The organism is Paenibacillus sp. FSL H7-0350 (assembly GCF_038593195.1).
Lineage (GTDB): Bacteria > Bacillota > Bacilli > Paenibacillales > Paenibacillaceae > Paenibacillus_AQ.
The window spans coordinates 1,155,008-1,173,651 of the sequence record NZ_CP151972.1 but is presented as its reverse complement, the minus strand read 5'-3'; the positions used below and the strand labels follow the sequence as shown (position 1 = coordinate 1,173,651).

General features: G+C 53.6%; 14 protein-coding genes. 10 read left to right on the top strand and 4 right to left on the bottom strand.

What is annotated here, in order from left to right:
• Positions 1-14 precede the first annotated feature (14 nt).
• From NYE24_RS05425 to NYE24_RS05400, 6 genes are all read left to right on the top strand, one after another.
• Entirely contained in the window at positions 15-992 is a 978-nt protein-coding gene (locus tag NYE24_RS05425) for an alpha-ketoacid dehydrogenase subunit beta (RefSeq protein WP_036695447.1), read from the top strand.
• Positions 993-1,098: 106 nt separating this feature from the next.
• The gene (locus NYE24_RS05420; RefSeq protein WP_076158180.1) at positions 1,099-2,751 is read left to right on the top strand and encodes a 2-oxo acid dehydrogenase subunit E2; all 1,653 of its coding nucleotides are present in this window, start codon (positions 1,099-1,101) and stop codon (positions 2,749-2,751) included.
• Positions 2,752-2,754: 3 nt separating this feature from the next.
• Entirely contained in the window at positions 2,755-4,167 is a 1,413-nt protein-coding gene (gene lpdA / locus NYE24_RS05415) for a dihydrolipoyl dehydrogenase (RefSeq protein WP_036695445.1), read from the top strand.
• Positions 4,168-4,410: 243 nt separating this feature from the next.
• The gene (thyA, locus tag NYE24_RS05410) at positions 4,411-5,205 is read left to right on the top strand and encodes a thymidylate synthase (RefSeq protein WP_036695444.1); all 795 of its coding nucleotides are present in this window, start codon (positions 4,411-4,413) and stop codon (positions 5,203-5,205) included.
• Positions 5,202-5,693, top strand: coding sequence for a dihydrofolate reductase (locus tag NYE24_RS05405; protein ID WP_036695443.1), 492 nt, complete (start codon positions 5,202-5,204; stop codon positions 5,691-5,693). Before thyA ends, NYE24_RS05405 begins: the two co-directional genes overlap by 4 nt.
• 156 nt (positions 5,694-5,849) lie before the next feature.
• Entirely contained in the window at positions 5,850-7,337 is a 1,488-nt protein-coding gene (locus NYE24_RS05400; RefSeq protein ID WP_342478253.1) for a glutamate synthase subunit beta, read from the top strand.
• Between the two features lie 217 nt (positions 7,338-7,554).
• On the opposite strand, the gene NYE24_RS05395 is transcribed toward NYE24_RS05400, so the two are convergent.
• Entirely contained in the window at positions 7,555-9,555 is a 2,001-nt protein-coding gene (locus tag NYE24_RS05395; protein ID WP_342478252.1) for a methyl-accepting chemotaxis protein, read from the bottom strand.
• A 528-nt stretch (positions 9,556-10,083) separates the two neighbouring features.
• Between NYE24_RS05395 and NYE24_RS05390 the strand changes: the two genes are divergently transcribed.
• From NYE24_RS05390 to NYE24_RS05380, 3 genes are all read left to right on the top strand, one after another.
• Positions 10,084-11,814 carry a proline--tRNA ligase gene (locus NYE24_RS05390; RefSeq protein ID WP_342478251.1) on the top strand — a complete coding sequence of 577 codons (1,731 nt, stop codon included), beginning with the start codon at positions 10,084-10,086 and terminating at the stop codon, positions 11,812-11,814.
• Positions 11,815-11,878: 64 nt separating this feature from the next.
• Positions 11,879-12,292 carry a hypothetical protein gene (locus tag NYE24_RS05385; protein WP_076158169.1) on the top strand — a complete coding sequence of 138 codons (414 nt, stop codon included), beginning with the start codon at positions 11,879-11,881 and terminating at the stop codon, positions 12,290-12,292.
• 103 nt (positions 12,293-12,395) lie between these two features.
• Positions 12,396-14,684 (top strand): DNA topoisomerase 3, encoded by a 2,289-nt coding sequence (locus NYE24_RS05380; protein ID WP_342478250.1) that lies wholly within the window; start codon positions 12,396-12,398, stop codon positions 14,682-14,684.
• 83 nt (positions 14,685-14,767) lie between these two features.
• Here the strand turns inward: NYE24_RS05380 and NYE24_RS05375 are convergent, their stop codons facing one another.
• The 3 genes from NYE24_RS05375 to NYE24_RS05365 all read right to left on the bottom strand — a co-directional run bounded on the left by NYE24_RS05375 (position 14,768) and on the right by NYE24_RS05365 (position 17,308).
• Positions 14,768-15,505, bottom strand: coding sequence for a DsbA family protein (locus NYE24_RS05375; protein WP_342478249.1), 738 nt, complete (start codon positions 15,503-15,505; stop codon positions 14,768-14,770).
• A 108-nt stretch (positions 15,506-15,613) separates the two neighbouring features.
• A complete protein-coding gene (locus tag NYE24_RS05370; RefSeq protein ID WP_036695436.1) occupies positions 15,614-16,366 on the bottom strand; it encodes an HAD family hydrolase in 753 nt (250 codons plus the stop codon).
• A 24-nt stretch (positions 16,367-16,390) separates the two neighbouring features.
• Positions 16,391-17,308 (bottom strand): helix-turn-helix transcriptional regulator, encoded by a 918-nt coding sequence (locus tag NYE24_RS05365; protein WP_036695435.1) that lies wholly within the window; start codon positions 17,306-17,308, stop codon positions 16,391-16,393.
• A gap of 160 nt (positions 17,309-17,468) precedes the next feature.
• On the opposite strand from NYE24_RS05365, the gene NYE24_RS05360 reads away from it, so the two are divergent.
• Positions 17,469-18,629: an MFS transporter gene (locus NYE24_RS05360; RefSeq protein WP_036695508.1), complete on the top strand. Its 1,161-nt coding sequence runs from the start codon at positions 17,469-17,471 to the stop codon at positions 18,627-18,629.
• Positions 18,630-18,644 lie beyond the last annotated feature (15 nt).

The window sequence follows — 18,644 nt, the reverse complement described above, 5'->3', positions numbered from 1 at the left end:
GGGGATATCAGGCAATGGCACAGATGAATATGAAAGAAGCAATTCGTGACGCAATGCGCGTTGAACTGACTCGTGACCCTAATGTTCTTATCTTCGGAGAAGACGTTGGTAATGTAGGCGGCGTATTCCGTGTAACGGAAGGGCTGCAGAAGGAATTTGGCGAGGAACGCATTTTCGATACACCGCTGGCTGAGTCCGCCATTGGCGGCTTGGCTTTCGGTCTCGGCATACAGGGCTTCCGCCCGATTGCTGAGATCCAGTTCGTAGGCTTCATCTTTGAAGCTCTTGATCAGATCGTTATTCAGGCAGCACGCCTGCGCTGGCGTTCCGGGGGCAAATACAATGCTCCTGTAGTCTTCCGCACTCCATTCGGCGGCGGCGTTAAGGCAGCCGAGCTGCATACCGATTCCCTGGAAGGTCTGATTGCCCAGAGTCCTGGTATCAAGGTAGTTATTCCTTCTAACCCATATGATGCGAAGGGACTGCTGATCGCTTCGATCCGCGACAACGACCCTGTATTCTTCATGGAGCACTTGAACCTGTACCACGCTTTCCGTGCAGAGGTGCCTGAAGGTGAATATACCATTGAACTTGGCAAAGCGAATGTAGTTCGCGAAGGTACGGATGTATCTATCATTACCTACGGTCTAATGGTACATACAGCGACCAAAGCGGCTGACCAGCTCGAAAAAGAAGGCATCAAAGTCGAAATTATCGACCTGCGTACCGTTAGCCCGATTGATATCGACACCATTGTGGCTTCCATCAAGAAGACTAACCGTGCGATTGTTGTACAAGAAGCTCAGAAGAGCTCGGGCGTAGCCGCTGAGGTTATTGCCCAGATTAACGAAAAAGCTCTGCTGCACCTGGAAGCCCCTGTGCTTCGTGTAGCAGGTCCTGATACGATTTTCCCGTTCGCTCAAATCGAAGATACCTGGATTCCTACCCCTGCACGCGTCATTGCGGCAGTTAAGAAAGTCATGGAATTCTAAGAAGTAACGACCTTGCCGTCCTTGTAAAAAGGGCGGCACCCGTTTCTGTCATCTATTGGACGGAGCTGTTGGAGTATCTCAACATAATTTATAGGAGGTTATCAAGGTGGCAAAATTTGAGTACCGGTTCCCTGAGCTGGGCGAAGGTCTGCATGAAGGCGAAATTATCAAAATGCATATCAAAGCCGGCGACAAAGTAACCGATGACGATATCGTAATGGAAGTTCAGAATGACAAGGCGGTAGTAGAGGTTCCTTGTCCGGTCAACGGCACAGTGCTTGAAGTCTTCACCAAGGACGGCCAAGTATGCCGTGTAGGCGAAGTTGTAGCAATTATTGATGCAGAAGGCGACATCCCTGAGCAAGAGGGCGGCCATCCGGCAGAGCATGCTTCCCAGGAAGCTGATGCAGCCAAAGGCGGAGCGGATACTACTTCTTCTCCGGCAACCAGCAGCCCGGCTACCGGCGGAGCAACGAACTTCGAATACAAGTTCCCTGAACTGGGCGAAGGCCTGCATGAAGGGGAAATCATCAAGATGCACATCAAGGTTGGAGACAAAATCACTGACGACGATATCATTATGGAAGTTCAGAATGATAAAGCAGTGGTGGAAGTTCCTTCTCCGGTCAACGGTACTGTAGTCGAAGTGTTCACCAAAGACGGCCAGGTCTGCCGCGTAGGTGAAGTTGTGGCTATCATTGCTGCAGAAGGTGATGTTCCTCATGAGGAGGGCGGCCATGCTGAAGCATCCGGTGCCCAGGCAGCAGCTCCTTCCCAAGGTACAGCTCCGGCAGCGGCAGCAGCTCCAGCTCCTGACCGTGAAGTGCTGGCAACACCAAGCGTACGCAAGTATGCCCGCGACAAGAGCGTAGATATCTCCAAGGTGAACGGCTCCGGCAAGAACGGCAAGATCACACTTGAAGATGTGGAAGCCTTCCTGAAAGGCGGCTCTACAGCTCCTGCGGCAGCGGCTCCTGCAGCTTCTGCACCAGCGGCGGCAGCACCGCAAGCCAAAGCCAAAGAAGCAGCACCGGCAGCAGCTTCCGGCAATGCAAACCTGGAAGAAGAACGCGTACCATTCAAGGGTATCCGTAAGGCGATTGCCAATGCTATGGTTAAATCGGCTTACACTGCACCGCATGTTACCATCATGGACGAGGTGGATGTTACGGAGCTTGTTGCCTTCCGTGCCCGCATGAAGCCGGTAGCCGAGAAGAAGGGCGTGAAGGTTACTTATCTTCCGTTTATCGTAAAGGCACTCGTTGCTGCTTCCCGTCAGTTCCCTGCGCTTAACGCGATGATTGACGAAGCTTCGAACGAAATTGTCTACAAGAAGTACTACAACATCGGTATCGCTACGGATACAGACAACGGTCTGATCGTTCCTGTCATCAAGGACGCTGACCGTAAGAGCATCTGGATGATCGCAAGCGCGATTACAGATCTGGCAGTACGCGGACGCGACGGCAAGCTGGCTCCTAATGAAATGAAGGGCAGCACGATCTCGATCAGCAATATCGGCTCTGCCGGCGGTATGTTCTTCACTCCGATTATCAACTTCCCTGAAGTAGCTATTCTCGGAACCGGACGTATCACTGAGAAGCCTGTCGTGAAGAACGGCGAAATCGTTGCCGCACCTGTAATGGCTCTGTCCCTGAGCTTTGACCACCGGATTATTGACGGCGCAACAGCACAGAATTTCATGAATTACATTAAGACCCTGCTTGCAAATCCTGATATGTTAGTTATGGAGGTGTAATTAATGGTAGTCGGAGACGCTTCAATCGAAATCGACACATTGGTAATTGGTGCAGGTCCCGGCGGGTATGTGGCGGCAATTCGTGCCGCCCAGCTCGGCCAAAAGGTCATCATTGTAGATAAATCGGAACTCGGCGGTGTGTGCTTGAACCGCGGCTGTATTCCTTCCAAGGCCCTGATCTCGGCCGCTCATCAATTCGAGGCTGCCCAGCACGGTGAAGTATTCGGTGTTACAGCCGAGAACGTGAAGGTAGACTGGTCCAAGACTCAGGCCTTCAAGAATGGCGTAGTCAAGAAAATGACTTCCGGCGTTACCAGCCTGATGAAGGGCAACAAGATCGAAGTATTCAGCGGAGAAGCTATGTTCATCAGCACAAACGAAGCCCGTCTGTTCAATGATCATGAATCCCCGCGTTACAAGTTCAATAACTGCATTATCGCAACGGGCTCCCGTCCGATTGAACTGAAGCCATTTCCGTTCGGCGGACGCATCCTGTCCTCCACGGAAGCGCTGGATCTGCCTGAGATCCCTAAGAGCATGATCGTTATCGGCGGCGGCTACATTGGTGCGGAGCTGGGTCAGATGTACTCCAAATTCGGCACCAAGGTTACCATCATTGAAGGTCTGGACACCGTTCTGCCTGGCTTCGACAAAGACATGACCCGTCTGGTTGCCAAGAATATGGCTAAGACTGGCATTGAAATTGTAACCAACGCCAAAGCAGAATCTGCGGTTCAGAACGACAAGGAAGTTACTGTGAAGTACTCCGTCGGCGGAGAATCCAAAGAAGTGACTGCTGAATACCTGCTGGTAACCGTAGGACGCCGTCCGAATACTGACGGCGAGCTGGGCCTGGATCTGATCGGCGTTGAGCTGGATGACCGCGGTCTGGTGAAGGTAGACCATCAGGGACGGACTAACATTCCTAACATTTTCGCAATCGGCGATATCGTTCCAGGTCTTGCCTTGGCGCACAAAGCTTCTTACGAAGGTAAGATTGCTGCGGAAGCCATTTCCGGACACAAATCGGTTGTGGATTACAAGGTAATGCCGGCTGTAGTATTCACAGATCCAGAATGCTCCAGCGTAGGCCTGACCGAGAAGGAAGCGAAGGATAAGGGCTATGCGGTCAAAGCCGGCAAGTTCCCGTTCGCAGGCAACGGCCGTGCCGTGTCCCTGAATGCTCCTGAAGGCTTCATCAAGATTGTAGCGAAGAGCGACAACAATCAGGTGCTTGGCGCACAAATCGTCGGTATCGAAGCTTCCAATCTGATCGCTGAGCTGGGTCTGGCGATTGAAATGGGCGCAACGCTTGAAGATATCGCACTGACCATCCATGCGCATCCAACCCTTGGCGAGATCGTCATGGAAGCGGCTGAGCTGGTAGAAGGCCACCCGATCCACGTAATGAAATAATAACCGCTTAAGCTTATGCGGTAAGAACATAGGAGGATGTTCCCGAAGCCATGCAGATGGTCAGGGAGCATCCTCTTTTAAATAATGTCACTGTCATGAACGTTCGGAAATAGCTGGAAGTCAGCCCAATTCAGGTAAAGAAAAGTATGCTTTTTTGCTTTTTTTTATCATTAGGGAAGTTACAACGACCGTCAGCTCATGGTAAACTGGTAGAAGAGAAAAGAGAGTGGGGTGCGATACGGCTTGCGTAATTACTTGGATTTATTACAGGATATTCTGGACACCGGTACAGCTAAGAGTGACCGGACAGGTACAGGTACTGTGTCCGTCTTCGGGCGTCAGCTCCGCTTCGATCTGGCGAAGGGCTTCCCGCTGATGACCACCAAGCGCATTCATCTGAAGTCGGTGGTACATGAGCTTCTATGGTTCCTCAAAGGGGATACCAATACAACTTATCTGAAGGAGAACGGCGTCTCGATCTGGGATGAATGGGCCGATGAGAACGGGGAGCTGGGACCGGTGTACGGTTCGCAGTGGCGGGCCTGGGAGAGCAAGGACGGGCAGCATATCGATCAGATTGCGAATGTTATTGAGTCGATCAAGCATAATCCCGATTCACGGCGTCATATTGTTAGTGCGTGGAATGTAGGCGAGATCGAGCAGATGAAGCTTCCGCCCTGCCATTTCGTATTTCAGTTCTACGTAGCGGGCGGCAAGCTCTCCTGCATGCTTACGATGCGTTCGGTGGATACGTTCCTTGGACTTCCGTTTAACATTGCCAGCTACGCGCTGCTTACGCATATGGTGGCGCAGCAGACGGGGCTAGAGGTCGGAGATTTCATCTGGTCCGGCGGAGATGTGCATATATATACAAATCATATGGAACAAGTGGCTACACAGCTTGCGCGGGAGCCTTATGCGCTGCCGAAGCTTAACATCCGTAGAGTACCGGACAGTATTTTTGATTATACCTTTGAGGATTTTGAATTTACTGACTATGTCTATCACCCGGGAATCAAGGCACCGGTTGCTATATGAGCATTACCATGATATGGGCGATGGCCTCGAATGGCGTAGTTGGAAAGAATAATGATATGCCCTGGCATTTGCCGCTGGATTTCGCTTATTTCAAAGCAGAGACACTCGGCAAGCGGATGCTGATGGGCCGCAAAACCTGGGAGTCGCTGGGCAGCAAGCCGCTGAAGGGCCGTACCAGCCTCATCCTGACCCGCGACAAGAGCTTCGCACCCGAAGGGGCTGAGGTCATCCATACGCTGGCTGAGGCGCTGGCTGAGGGGCGCAAGGAGGATGAGCTGATGGTGATCGGCGGAGCCGAGATCTATAGCCTGATGCTACCTTATGCCGACAAGCTGCGTGTTACACGGATAGAGGCGGAGATTGAAGGCGATACGAGATTCCCTGAGGTAGACTGGAGCCAGTGGAAGGAAGTTTCCAATACACCGGGACTCAAGAATGAGCAGAATCCCTATGATTATCGTTTTATGGTGTACGACCGCAAGGAGTGACAATGAAGCGTTTTCTCTGACACAAGATGTGAAATAGTACAAATAATCAGCAGATTAGTCCATTACAGTGCGAAAGTATTGAATGCTAATATAATTAAAATTAGAAATGGTGTACTATACATCAACACGAAGAGAACGGATGGGGGAAACGTATATATGTCTACACCTACTGGATTTATGGAGTATAAGCGCCAGCTCCCAGGGGACCGCGATCCCGAGCAGCGCGTGAAGGATTGGGAAGAATTCCACGAGCATCTGACCGAGGACGAGCTTCGGACCCAGGGTGCCCGTTGTATGGATTGCGGCACACCGTATTGCCACACCGGCATGGATATGAGCGGCGGTACTTCAGGCTGTCCCGTGCATAACCTGATCCCGGAGTGGAATAACCTGGTCTACCGCGGCTTGTGGAAGGAAGCGCTGGAGCGCCTGCACAAGACGAATAACTTCCCTGAATTCACCGGCAGCATCTGTCCTGCACCCTGCGAGGGCTCCTGTACCGTCGGTCTGATTGGACAGCCTGTTACGATTAAGACGATCGAGCTGGCCATTGTGGACAAGGGCTTTGAAGAGGGCTGGGTAGTCCCGAGTCCGCCGGAGAAGCGTACAGGCAAACGGATTGCCATTGTCGGCTCCGGTCCGGCAGGACTGGCCGCAGCAGCCCAGCTGAACAAAGCGGGTCACACGGTAACGGTCTTTGAGCGAAGTGACCGGATCGGCGGTCTTCTGATGTACGGTATCCCGACGATGAAGCTGGACAAACGTGTCGTACAGCGCCGTGTCGATCTGCTGGCTGCAGAAGGTATCGAGTTCGTGGTTAACACAGAGATTGGCAAAGACATTCCGGCGCAGCAGCTGGTGGATGAATATGATGCCGTTGTACTCTGCGGCGGTGCGACCAAGGCAAGACGCTTCAACGTGGAGGGCAATGACCTCAAAGGGGTTATGTATGCCATGGATTACCTGAACGGCACGATCAAGAGCTATCTGAATTCCAATCTGGAGGATGGCAATTATGTATCCGCCGCAGGCAAGGACGTAATCGTGCTGGGCGGGGGCGACACCGGCTCTGACTGTGTAGCAACTTCCCTGCGGCATGGCTGCAATAGCATCACCCAGTTCGGCACCCATGACAAAGCGCCGCTTACGCGTGATCCGATTGCTAACCCTTGGCCGCAGTTCCCGAATGTCTACACCCTGGATTATGCCCAGCAGGAAGCCAAAGCGGTCTTCGGTGAAGACCCGCGCGAATTCTCTATCATGACGACGAAATTCGTCGGCGATGAAGAGGGCAACCTCAAGGAGCTGCACACGGTGCAGATCCGCCGGACAGTGGACGAGACGGGACGGAAGATCTACCAGCCGGTTCCGGGAACCGAGGCTGTCTATCCGGCTCAGCTTGCGCTGATTGCCATTGGCTTTGACGGACCGGAGCAGGATATCATTGAGCAGCTTAAGCTGGATACGGACCGCCGTACCAATGTCAAGGCCCGTTATGGCAAATTCAATACGAATGTGGATAAAGTATTCGCAGCCGGAGATATGCGCCGCGGACAGAGTCTGGTCGTCTGGGCCATCAACGAGGGACGCGAAGCAGCGCGTGAAGTGGATAAATACCTGATGGGTTCGACTGTACTTGCTTAATCCTATATGCACCAAAAAGCCGTCCTCCAGCATTGCTGAGAGACGGCTTTTTATTAAAATATAAGAATTTATATGTTTCACGCTATACATTATCCTTCTATTTCTCGCTGAAACGGTACCGTCCTTAAAAGGACGGCAAAGCCGTTTCTACTTGTGCGCTATCGGATTATGCGGCAATGGAAATGAATGGCCTTCAATGTTCAAAAGATCACGGGGGCTAGTCTTCCAGCTTGAACCGTTCAATCTTAAGCTGCAGATCGCCTGCCATCCTGGACAACTCCGTAGAAGAGGCGGAGATTTCTTCCATGGAAGCGAGCTGTTCTTCTGTAGCTGCCGTTACACTCTGGAAGGTGTCTGAGGTAGACCGGGAGATGCCGGAGATCTCGTGTACGGAAGCGGCGACCTCCTGCGCTCCCGCTGACATCTGCTCGGTAATAGCCGAGATGTCATGCAGCTGGCTGTTGATTTTGGCCGTAGACTGTTCAATACTGATGAAGGATTCCTTGGCTTCCGCGGTAACCTGAATACCCAGCTCTACATCGGCTGCAACGGTATGGCGGATCGCTTCATAGGTCTGGTCGATCAACGAGGTCATCTGCTGGAGGGTATCTTGAATATCCCCGGCGGTATTCTTCGATTGATCGGCCAGCTTCCGAACCTCTGCCGCCACGACGGCGAAGCCCCGGCCCTGCTCTCCGGCCCGGGCCGCTTCAATACCAGCGTTCAGGGACAGGAGATTTGTCTGTACGGCAATGGCCGAAATTGCACTGCTCATCGCGGAGACTTCATCGTTCAGGCCGTTTAATTGCCCGATCAGCTGCGAAGAGTGGTGAGTAGAGGTCCGGATGGCATCCATTTGCTGGCTGACCTGTTCCATCTTCCGGCTGCCGCTGCGAACATCTGCTTCAGTGTTCGCGGAAGAATCGACGATGGAGGCGGCAGCTTCGGCAATCTTTTGAATCCCGGAGGACATTTCCTCCATCGCGCGCGAGGTTTCTGCCATGGCCGAGGTCTGTGTCTGCGCACTCTCAGAGGAGTCCTGCACCAGTTCTGCCACATAAGCGGTGGCTCTGGAGTTCTCTTCGGTTGTGGCATTCAATTGCTGGCTGGAGGCTGCCAGTTGTCCCGAGGTATCCGAAATATCCGAGACGATGCCGCGCAGAGAGCCAACCATCAGGTTGTAATTCTGTGCCAGCTGCCCGATCTCATCCACCCGGCTTATCTCAATCTGCTCATTCAGATAGCCTTCGCTTACCCGCTGTGCAGAACGGTTCAGACTGCGGATCGGCTTCGTGATGGAGCGGACAATCAGGTACATCAGGGTCAGGGCGACTAGCAGGGCAATGGCCAGAACCATCAGTCCTGTATAGATAATGGGCTGTGAGGCATCCGAGAATTCTTGGGTAGGCAGGATGCCGACAATTTTGAACCCGGTATTCGGATCGGTTGTATAATAACCCTGCATGTCCATCTCCGTATCCGGATTGGTATAGTGCAGGTCCCCGCTGTCGTTACCGAGCAGCTTCACTACATAGTCTGCTACATCCTCACCTGCTGCTTTGCTGGGATGAGAAACGAATTTATGATTACGGTCCACAATGTAGAAGTATCCGGTCTCACCTGGATGGGTGGTATTTATTCTTTCACTCATTGCCTTGAGATTGAGGCTGGTGGTGACTGCTCCTTTACCATCCTTCAGCGAATGGGAGATGAACAGCGTATAGTTGCCGGTTGTTAACGAGACAAAAGGATCAATGATTGTAGTTGTACCAGCATTTTGCATGGACGCCTTATACCAGTCCCGCGTACGCGGATCATAATCCTGTTTGCCGGGGTCCGGGGCCTTCATCCACGCTCCTTGTTCGTTGCCCACCGTAAGAACCTCAAGCTCGGGATGTGCCTTCATGAACTGATCGATCAGTGTACGTGTTGCGGGAGCCGTAACATCGACCTCGGAAGACTCAATCTGGCGGCTGAGTAAATCTACATTCCGCATAGCAGCGGATACATATTCTTGAATGGTCCCGGCGACCAGCTCGACACTGGAATGCGTGGCTTTCTGCATTTTAATCTCCAATTGCTGTTTAGCACTGGAATAGGAGAAATAACTGACCAAGAGGATCGGGATCACTAGCATAATGGTGAAAAGCATCATCATTTGTCTTTGCAGCGATCGTGATCTGAGCTTGCGGATGAAGCGGTTGACTGACTTGAACATTGGAATGGTTCCCCCTCTGGTACATAGAAATCGGCCGGTAGCATAGCTTGCCGTTTCTCTCTGAATATCTCAACTCATATTCGGTTTATCGACACATTCTGTTCATATCTGAAGGTATTTCATCCAAAATAATTAATTGCATTCATAAGCTATTTATCGCCAGCTTGACGCGGCCTGGAATATCGTATAGATTAAGTACCAACATTTATAACGTAACAGCGTTGACCAAGGACCTGGTATCTGTAAGCGCCGGAACAGCGAGGGGATTCACCGGCTGAAAGATCCCCCGAGTGCGTAAGACACCAATCCTGCCTTGGAAGCTGCAGCTTATGCTGAAGATGGGCATAATTCTGCCGGACCCGGCCGTTATCCGGATTAGAGGACCGCAGGCTTGGATAGTCTTGAGGTTGAAACAGGGTGGTAACACGGCGCATTCGTCCCTGACGGATGCGTCTTTTTTGCGTTCTCATTATGGCAGCGAAATGTTTTGGAGCTGTACACACTTATCTACGAAAGAGGCTGATCTGTATGCGTCAAACCAATCTATTAGTTACCACTCTGCGCGAAGCTCCTGCCGAAGCAGAGACAAGGAGCCACCAGCTGCTGCTGCGTGCGGGATATATCCGGCAGGTGGCCGCCGGGGTATACACCTATTTGCCGCTCGGACGGCGGGTGCTGCGCAGGATAGAGCAGATCGTGCGCCAGGAAATGGAGTCCGCCGGTGCGCAGGAGGTTCTTATGCCTTCCATGCAGCCAGCAGAGCTCTGGAGAGAATCGGAACGTTATGAGGTGTACGGCAAAGAGCTGATGAAGCTCCGCGACCGTCACGACCGTGAGTTCGTGCTGGGTCCGACCCATGAGGAAGTGGTTACGGCGCTAATGCGCGGAGAGATCAGCTCCTACCGTCGGCTGCAGGTGACCGTCTATCAGATCCAGACGAAGTTCCGGGATGAACGCCGTCCGCGCTCAGGACTTCTGCGTGGAAGAGAATTCCTGATGAAGGATGCTTATACGTTTGATACGGACTGGAATGGCCTGGATCTGGCCTATCAGGTGATGTACAGCGCTTATGAGCGGATATTTGACCGCTGCGGCCTGAAGTACCAGGCGGTGCAGGCGAATGCCGGAGCGATTGGCGGCAAAGGCCAGAACCATGAATTCATGGCTCTGTCAGAGATAGGCGAGGATACGATAGCTGTGTGCTCCCTGTGCGGATATGCTGCGAATCTGGAGCAGGCAGAAGTGCAGAGCGGGGCTGCGCCGCATAGACAAGATTATGCCGCACGGCCTGCTCCAGAGCGATTCCACACCCCTGCCCAGAAGACCATTCAGCAGCTGGAGCAGGAGAGTCAGCTCAGACCGCAGGATATCATCAAGACATTAATATACACAGGCGGCGGCAAGATATTTGCTGTGCTGGTCCGTGGAGATCATGAGGTGAATGAGCTGAAGGTGCAAAAGTACCTCGGCTGCGGTGACATTACACTGGCTGATGCCATGCATGTACAGGAGACCGCCGGAACCGTAAGCGGTTATGTCGGTCCTGCCGGATTGTCCATGCCTCTCCTGGTAGATGCTGCTGTTGCAGCCATGACAGAAGCAGTCACAGGCGCGGGGGAAGAGGATTACCATCTGCGCGGAGTGGTGCCCGGCCGGGACTTCCCGCTGATGCAGGTGGGGGATTTCCGCAATGCTGTTGCCGGCGACTGCTGTCCGCAGTGCAGCGAAGGGGAGCTGGATTTCCATCAGGGCATCGAGGTAGGGCATGTCTTCAAGCTGGGTACGGTCTACAGTGAGAAGCTGGGGGCAGATTATCTGGATGCGGACGGCCGCACCCGGCCTATGGTAATGGGCTGCTACGGTATTGGAATCTCCCGCTTGCTGGCCGCAGTGGCAGAGCAGAGCAACGATGACCAGGGGCTGATCTGGCCGCAGAGCCTGGCTCCATATACGGTTCATATTCTGCTGATGTCTGTCCAAGATACAGCGCAGCGTGAGCTTGCCGAAGCTCTGTATGTACGGCTGACCGCCTTGGGCATTGATACCCTGCTGGACGACCGCGATGAGCGGGCTGGGGTCAAATTCAAGGATGCCGGATTGATGGGTATACCGGTGGCGTTGGTTGTCGGTAAGCTGGCCGCAGAGCAAAGGGTTGAATACATGGACCGCAGAACGGGTAACAAGGAAGTAATCGATATGAGCGAGGCCGTGCTGCGCGTAAGCAGTCTGAAGTCCGCACCGGATTCTACTTTTGCTTGAATTGAGGATTTGGTAAAATAGGGCAATACCGCATAAATTGCCGCCCTGGAGAGGAGGGAGATGCATGTTTGGACGCTTGAGACGCCGTCTTGACAATGCCAGACAGATGCAGAAAATGCGTAAGGAGCATCCTGAGGAGATCCGCCGCTTACTGGAAGAGCGGGCCAGGGAACAGCAAGTCCCGGTAAAACCTGCACCCGCAAAGTCCGGGCCGTGGATTATCTTCTTCCGGTGTATTCTGTATATTCTGACGGTGCTGGTTGTGCTGATTACCTTCATCGGAGGCCCTCAGAGGAATGCCCCTATTTTCACCATACTTTCCTTTGGTCTGCTGCTGGCTGTTCTGTATCTGATAGCGGGGCTTGCCCAGCCTGCAGTCGTATTTTTCCGCAAGCACTGGCCCAGGGGAGATGTGCTCGAACTGTTCAGCCTGATTATCGGGGCACTGCTCATTATGATGGCTATCTTCCGCCCTTAGGTTACAGGCTTTAATAATGTGAAGCGGATTTTGGGGTCCGGGAATGGTATAATAGACTACTGGACAACTTTTGTAATGAACCGAGGGTAAGGAGCGATTATTGTTGAAGACACTCATTATTGCGGAGAAACCGGACATGGGGCGGAATATCGCCGCCGCAATAGAACCGAAGGCCAAAAACTACCGTTCCTATCTGGAAGGGGAGCAGTACATCATCACCTGGGCGATTGGGCATCTGATTGGCCTGGCAGAGCCCGAAGCCTACGACAATAAATATAAAAAATGGAACATTAATGATCTGCCGATCATCCCTGAGGAGTTCAAGCTGCTGCCTAACGCACGCACCATGGATCAGCTGAAGGTGATCGGGGAGCTGGCGAAGCGCAGTGATCTGCTGGTGAACTCCTGCGATGCCGGGCGTGAGGGCCAGCATATTTTCTCGCTGATCCAGCGTTACCTGGAGCTGAACCAGCCGGTGAAGCGGCTGTGGATCTCCGATCTGACACCGGAGACGATCCGCAAGGGCTTCCAGGAGCTGAAGGACGGGTCGGAATACGAGAATCTGACCAAAGCGGCCCGGGCACGCAGCGAGGCGGACTGGCTGATTGGGATGAACGGCTCGCGCGCGTTTACCACCAAGCATAATGTGCTGCTCTCCGTAGGACGAGTGCAGACGCCCGTGCTGGCGCTGATCTATGACCGTCAGAAGACCATTGAAGCGTTTTCCTCGCTGAAGTTCTTTGAGGTGGAAGGACATTTCACCCAGAATGAGCTGACGTATAAAGGAATGTGGCAGGGCGACCGGTTAACGGATGGTGCGAAGGCAGAGGCGCTTGCAGCCAAGGTCAAAGGCAAGCCCGCCCGGATTGTTCTCTATGAGGTTAAAGAGACCAAGGAATATCCGAACAAGCTGTACGATCTGACGCTGCTGCAGCGTGAGGCGAACGGGAAATATGCCTTCTCCGCCAAAAAAACACTGGATATCGCCCAGGCGCTGTATGAGAAGCACAAGGTAATCTCTTACCCGCGTACCAACTCCAACTATGTTACGGAGCAGAATATTCCTGAAATGCACAAGACGCTGTCGGCCCTTCAGGGCACGCAGTACGACGATTGGGTGAAGGGTGCAAACCGTAACCTGGTTCATAAAGGCAACAAGTTTATTTGTAATCCGTCCAAGGTCGAGGATCACCATGCGATTCTGCCTACGAACCGTAAGGCGAACGGGCTGAGTGCGGACGAGGCCAAGCTGTACGATCTGATTGTCCGCCGCTTCCTCTCCCAGTTCTATCCGGCTGCGGAATATAAGGTGCATACGGTGATGACCGAAGTGGAAGCTGAGAAGTTCAAGACTACGGTCAAGGAGCTGCTCAGCCTCGGCTGGAAGGTAATCTACGCTGACCAGAAGAAGGACAAGTCTAGACCGGCCAAGGGCAAAGGCAAGGAGGACGAGGAGGAAGAAGAGCTTGAGGTGAACGAGCCGTTCTCGGTTCAAGCGGAGGGTGAAGTGATCTGCAGCGATGCGATTGTGAAGGAGAAGGATACCCAGCCTCCGAAGCATTACACCGAAGGAACCTTGCTGAAGGCAATGGAGAGCGCAGGCAAGCAGATTGAGGACGAAGAGCTGCGCGATGCCATGAAGGATTCGGGGCTGGGCACTCCGGCGACCCGGGCCGCTACAATTGAACGGCTGAAGAATGTCGGCTATGTGGAGATGCAGGGGAAAAAGATCGCCATCACCCAAAAGGGGCGGACGGCGGTTGAGCTGATCCGCGGGGCAGGTGTGGAACTGCTGACCTCCCCGGAAATGACCGGGCAGTGGGAGCGCCGGCTCAATGAAATTGCCCGCGGCACCGCAGCGGACGGACAATTCATGGAGAATGTGAAGAGGTTCGCTTCCATGATTGTGGACAAGGTCCGTGTACAGTCGCGCGCTGCTAAGACCTCCTTCGAAGGGGATACGCCTTCGCTGAACAGCGGCGGCAAGGGCCGCGGTTCGGCTGCTGCGCCGCGCAAGGCGGCCGGCAGCAAAGCGGGTGATGGCCAAGCGACTGCCCGGCCGGCAGCAGCAAGACCGCGCAGTGCGGCGTCTGCCGCTGCCGGGAAGAACGGGGATACCGGGCCGAAGGTCATCGGCTCCTGCCCGCGTCCCGGTTGCGGCGGCATGATCTTCATGGGCCGCAAGGGCTACGGCTGCTCTCATTATAAGGAGGGCTGCGGCTTCGTGATCTGGAAGGAGAATCACGGGCGCACGCTCACCGACACCCAAGTGAAGGCCCTGATTGAGAAGGGCCGGACCGGGAAGCTGAAGCTGACCGGTGAGGACGGCGCACCGCTTGAAGGCAAGCTGGTGCTGCAGAATATGGATACCGGCCAGCTGGCCGTGGAATAATTCATTCATACAAGAGCGCCCCGGCCATCTCTTCCCGGCCGGGGCGCTCTTGTAATAGAGAATTTATACGTTGTGGGGTTAAATTATTTAGCTGCACTCAAGGTTGCTTCAACGGCGGCACTTAAGCCTTCATAAGAGGAATCCGGCAGCAGGACGCCGTTCACCATGAACTTTGGTGTGCCGTTGACGCCGTAAGCTCCGGCGATTTTGAAGTCTTCTTTGACATCGTACATATACGTATGGTTCTTCAGATCCTGTTCGAACTGCTCTTGGTCAATCCCTGCAATATTGTCCTTCACGAACTTAGTGATGAACTTCTGCGTTGCCCAGATCTTGCTCTCATCGCCCTGGCTCTCGTAGAGCTTGTGGAGATACTCCCAGAACTTCTCATTATTCTGCTGATAGATAGCTTCCCCGGCACTGGCGGCCAGGTAAGAATCCCGGTCAATGAAGGCGAAGTTCATGAAGTAGAACTGGACTTTCCCGCTGTCTACGTAGTCCTTGATGAACGTATCGAGGTAGGAGGCGGTCCAATTTTTGCAGGCAGGGCATTTGAAATCGGCGAATTCGATCACCTTCACCTTGGCGTCTTCGCTGCCCAAATGCGGCTGCTTCTCGTATTTCAGCCCGTCCACTACGATCTTGCCCTTCACATCAGTGTAGTTAGGGAGATTATCGAGCGCCTCGGTGCCGGACGATTTGCCCTGTGTAAGGAAGAAGGCAAGAAGGGCGATCAGCAGCACGGCAATCACTGCAAGCAGCATAGGGAGCAGTCGCCCGTGATTCGGGGTATTCTTGGAACGGTTAGCTTTGTTATTCATGGACAGCCTCCTGCGCGATGTAAAAATCTACTCAAATAGTATAATCTTACCGGTGGCAGGCTGCCTATGCCATTTGTAACAATTGCCTGATCCTGATGAAGCCGTCAATCAGCCGTGATGCTCCCGCAGCGCAGCGGTGCGGATCACCGGAGGCACCTCGTGAATGGCAGAGATGGTCATGACGGACTGCTGCATCTCCCGCTCCAGCTCAATCAGATTGTAGAGCCACTCCGTCGGCTGCTTCAGATAGATGCTGTTGATCCCGGCAGTCAGCGCGGGCAGTACATCCGTACGCAGGGAGTTGCCGATCATCCAGGTGATTTTGCGGTCGAACGGGTAGGTGGTCAGGATATTCTCAAGCGCCTCTACATTCTTGTGCTGGCGGATATAGATGCGGTCATCGAAATAGGCGTCCAGCTTCATTTGGGCGATTTTGCGCTGCTGGATGGTGTCGTCGCCGCCGGTATAGAGATAGAGGGAATGGCCGTCCTGCTTGAGGGTATCCAGCGTCTCCACCATACCTGGATAAGCCTCTACCTCTTGGTCGTATACGCTCAGGCCCAGCTTCATCAGCTGCCGCTCCTCGAAGGCATCAGGCTTGCGGCTATATTTGCTGCAGAAATAACGGTAGGTGGCAATCAGTGATTTCGGGAAATTGTCGCTGGCCAGGCCGCTTGTGCTAACGGTCTCGACATCAATCTCCACCTGCTTGCTGCGCAGTTCGCCGATGGTAGGCTGATAATCGCTGAACCAGTCTGACATCAGCTCGAAATACTGTCCAAGAATGAGGTCAAAATACTTATTGCAATGCACCAGGGTATCATCAAGATCAAAGATTACTTGTTGGGTCAAATACTTCATGAGGTTCACTCCTAAGTTGGTCTGTTAGATACGGATATAGGACTCCAGAAACATCTGGAGCTCCGAGGCCCCGTCCGGGCGTATGCTGTAGCGTTCGGTACCTTCACCACGCAGATGGACCCGCAGCAGCCCTGCGACCCGCAGACTAAGCAGATGATGCATCAGCATCTCCCTGGACAGGCTCAGTTCGGACTGCATCTCCCACAGCGTCTTCGGTTCGTTCGCCACGAAGCGCAGCAGTCTCAGCCGGGTGGAGTCAGAGAGAGCCTGTGTTAAACGAAGCAGCACTGTGGGCGGCTCCTCCTCATTGTCTGAAGGGACATCTACCGGATATTGCACCAGCATCAGATTCTTAAAGAAGCAATACGTGTTGATCGGCCGGTTATGCACGGTAGGCAGCAGCACGATCGTCTCCAGCCCGGGAATGTCCTCAATGACAATTCCGCCGGAAGCGTATTCGATTAGCGGGACCATATCCATTTTGCTCTCCAGCATTTTTTTCTCAGAAGCGTCTTCAATCAGCAGCGGCAGCAGGGTATGCTCCACATGGCGGAAATAATGCTCATACCATATCCGCAAAAGAGGCGTGTACCCGTTCTTGATCCGCGCGCATTCCCCGGCCGTGAAGTTATGGAAGAACGGCTCGGTCCGCCGGAGGCAATCCTCAAGTGAAGAGTTCTCCAGCTCAGCCAGGAACTGCAGCACCTTGGATGCCTCGCCCCGGCTGTAAGCCCAGGCATAGAGTACATCATAATCTTCGAACGGCCACTCGGCGGCCTGTTTCAGTGCAGCCAGCTGCGCGGGGGTGAAGCGGCCGTCCACATCCCGGATCCAGTCGGTGCCGATGTCCAGATTGGAGGTCCATTTCTTGGTTACATATAACATGAAACTGTCCAGCAGTTCGTATACGGGGGAAACATCAATGTTCAGTTCATACTTCATTTAAGCCGGGTCACCTCCAGAAAATCAGACACTTCTATATATTATCTCTTGTTTTGAAGAGGGTTGTCTACTATAATGTTCGGTGTTTGCCGTATGGACATCAGATTCCGCACATCAATGAATTACATAGGAGGATTTACTTGTGTCAGATTCTACACCGATGCCGCTTGGACAGAGCGGTAGAATGAATTATTCGATTTTGATTGCCGTGATTATTCTGGCAGGGCTTAGCCAGGGGATGCTGCTGCCGGTCTTATCCATTCTGCTTGAGCAGGAAGGCGTATCGTCCTCGTTGAACGGACTTAACGCGGCTGCCTTGTATGTAGGCTCATTTGCCATGACTCTGATTGCGGAACGGGTGCTTGGTGCCATCGGCTTCAAGAAGCTGATCGCCGCCGGTCTCGCGCTGGTTCTGGTATCACTGCTGCTGTTCCCGCTCCTTACCGGCGTGAAGGTCTGGTTCGTGCTCCGCGTGCTTGTCGGGATCGGCGATTCGGCGGTTAATTACGCTGCGCAGCTATGGGTGCTGCTCATGACACCAGCGGAGCACCGTGGACGGAACCTGTCACTCTACGGGATGTCCTATGGACTGGGCTTTAGCCTCGGTCCACTTGGCATCAGCCTGCTGCGGTTCGGGCAGCCCGCACCGTTCCTGATTACAGCTCTGCTGTTCGTAATCGTCCTGCTGATTGTCGGCTTCAAGCTGCCTGACTCGCGGCCGGAAGCTATGGATCATAACGAAGGCCAGGCTAGCAGGTTCGGCCGGAGCTACCGGCTTGCTTGGTATGCGCTGATTCCAGCGCTGCTATACGGCTATATGGAAGCCAGCCTGAACAGCAGCTTCCCGGTATACGGGCTGCGCACCGGGTTCAGTGCAGACCAGATTGCTGCTTTGCTGCCTTTTGCAGGCATCGGAGGCCTGGTGCTCCAGCTGCCGCTCGGCATATGGAGCGACCGCTTTGGCCGCAAGGCCATCCTGATTGCTGCGGGGACAGGAGGAGGCCTGGCCTTCACACTGCTTCCGCTTACCGGCGACCATTTCCTGCTCACCCTGCTGGTGCTGATGGTGGCCGGGGGACTTGTCGGCTCCTTTTTCTCACTAGGATTAAGCTATGCCGCCGATATTTTGCCGCGTAAGCTTCTTCCCGCTGCCAATGTAGTCGCTTCCTTCCATTATAGTCTGGGAAGTATAGCGGGGCCGGGCATCGGCGGGCTGCTGCTGCAATTCGGCTGGGGAGGCAGTGTGTTTGCCGTGATGGGCGGTCTGTACATTGTATTTGGGCTGGCAGGGTTATTGTTCTCGCCACGGAAGATGATATAAGGTAGAATAAGAACG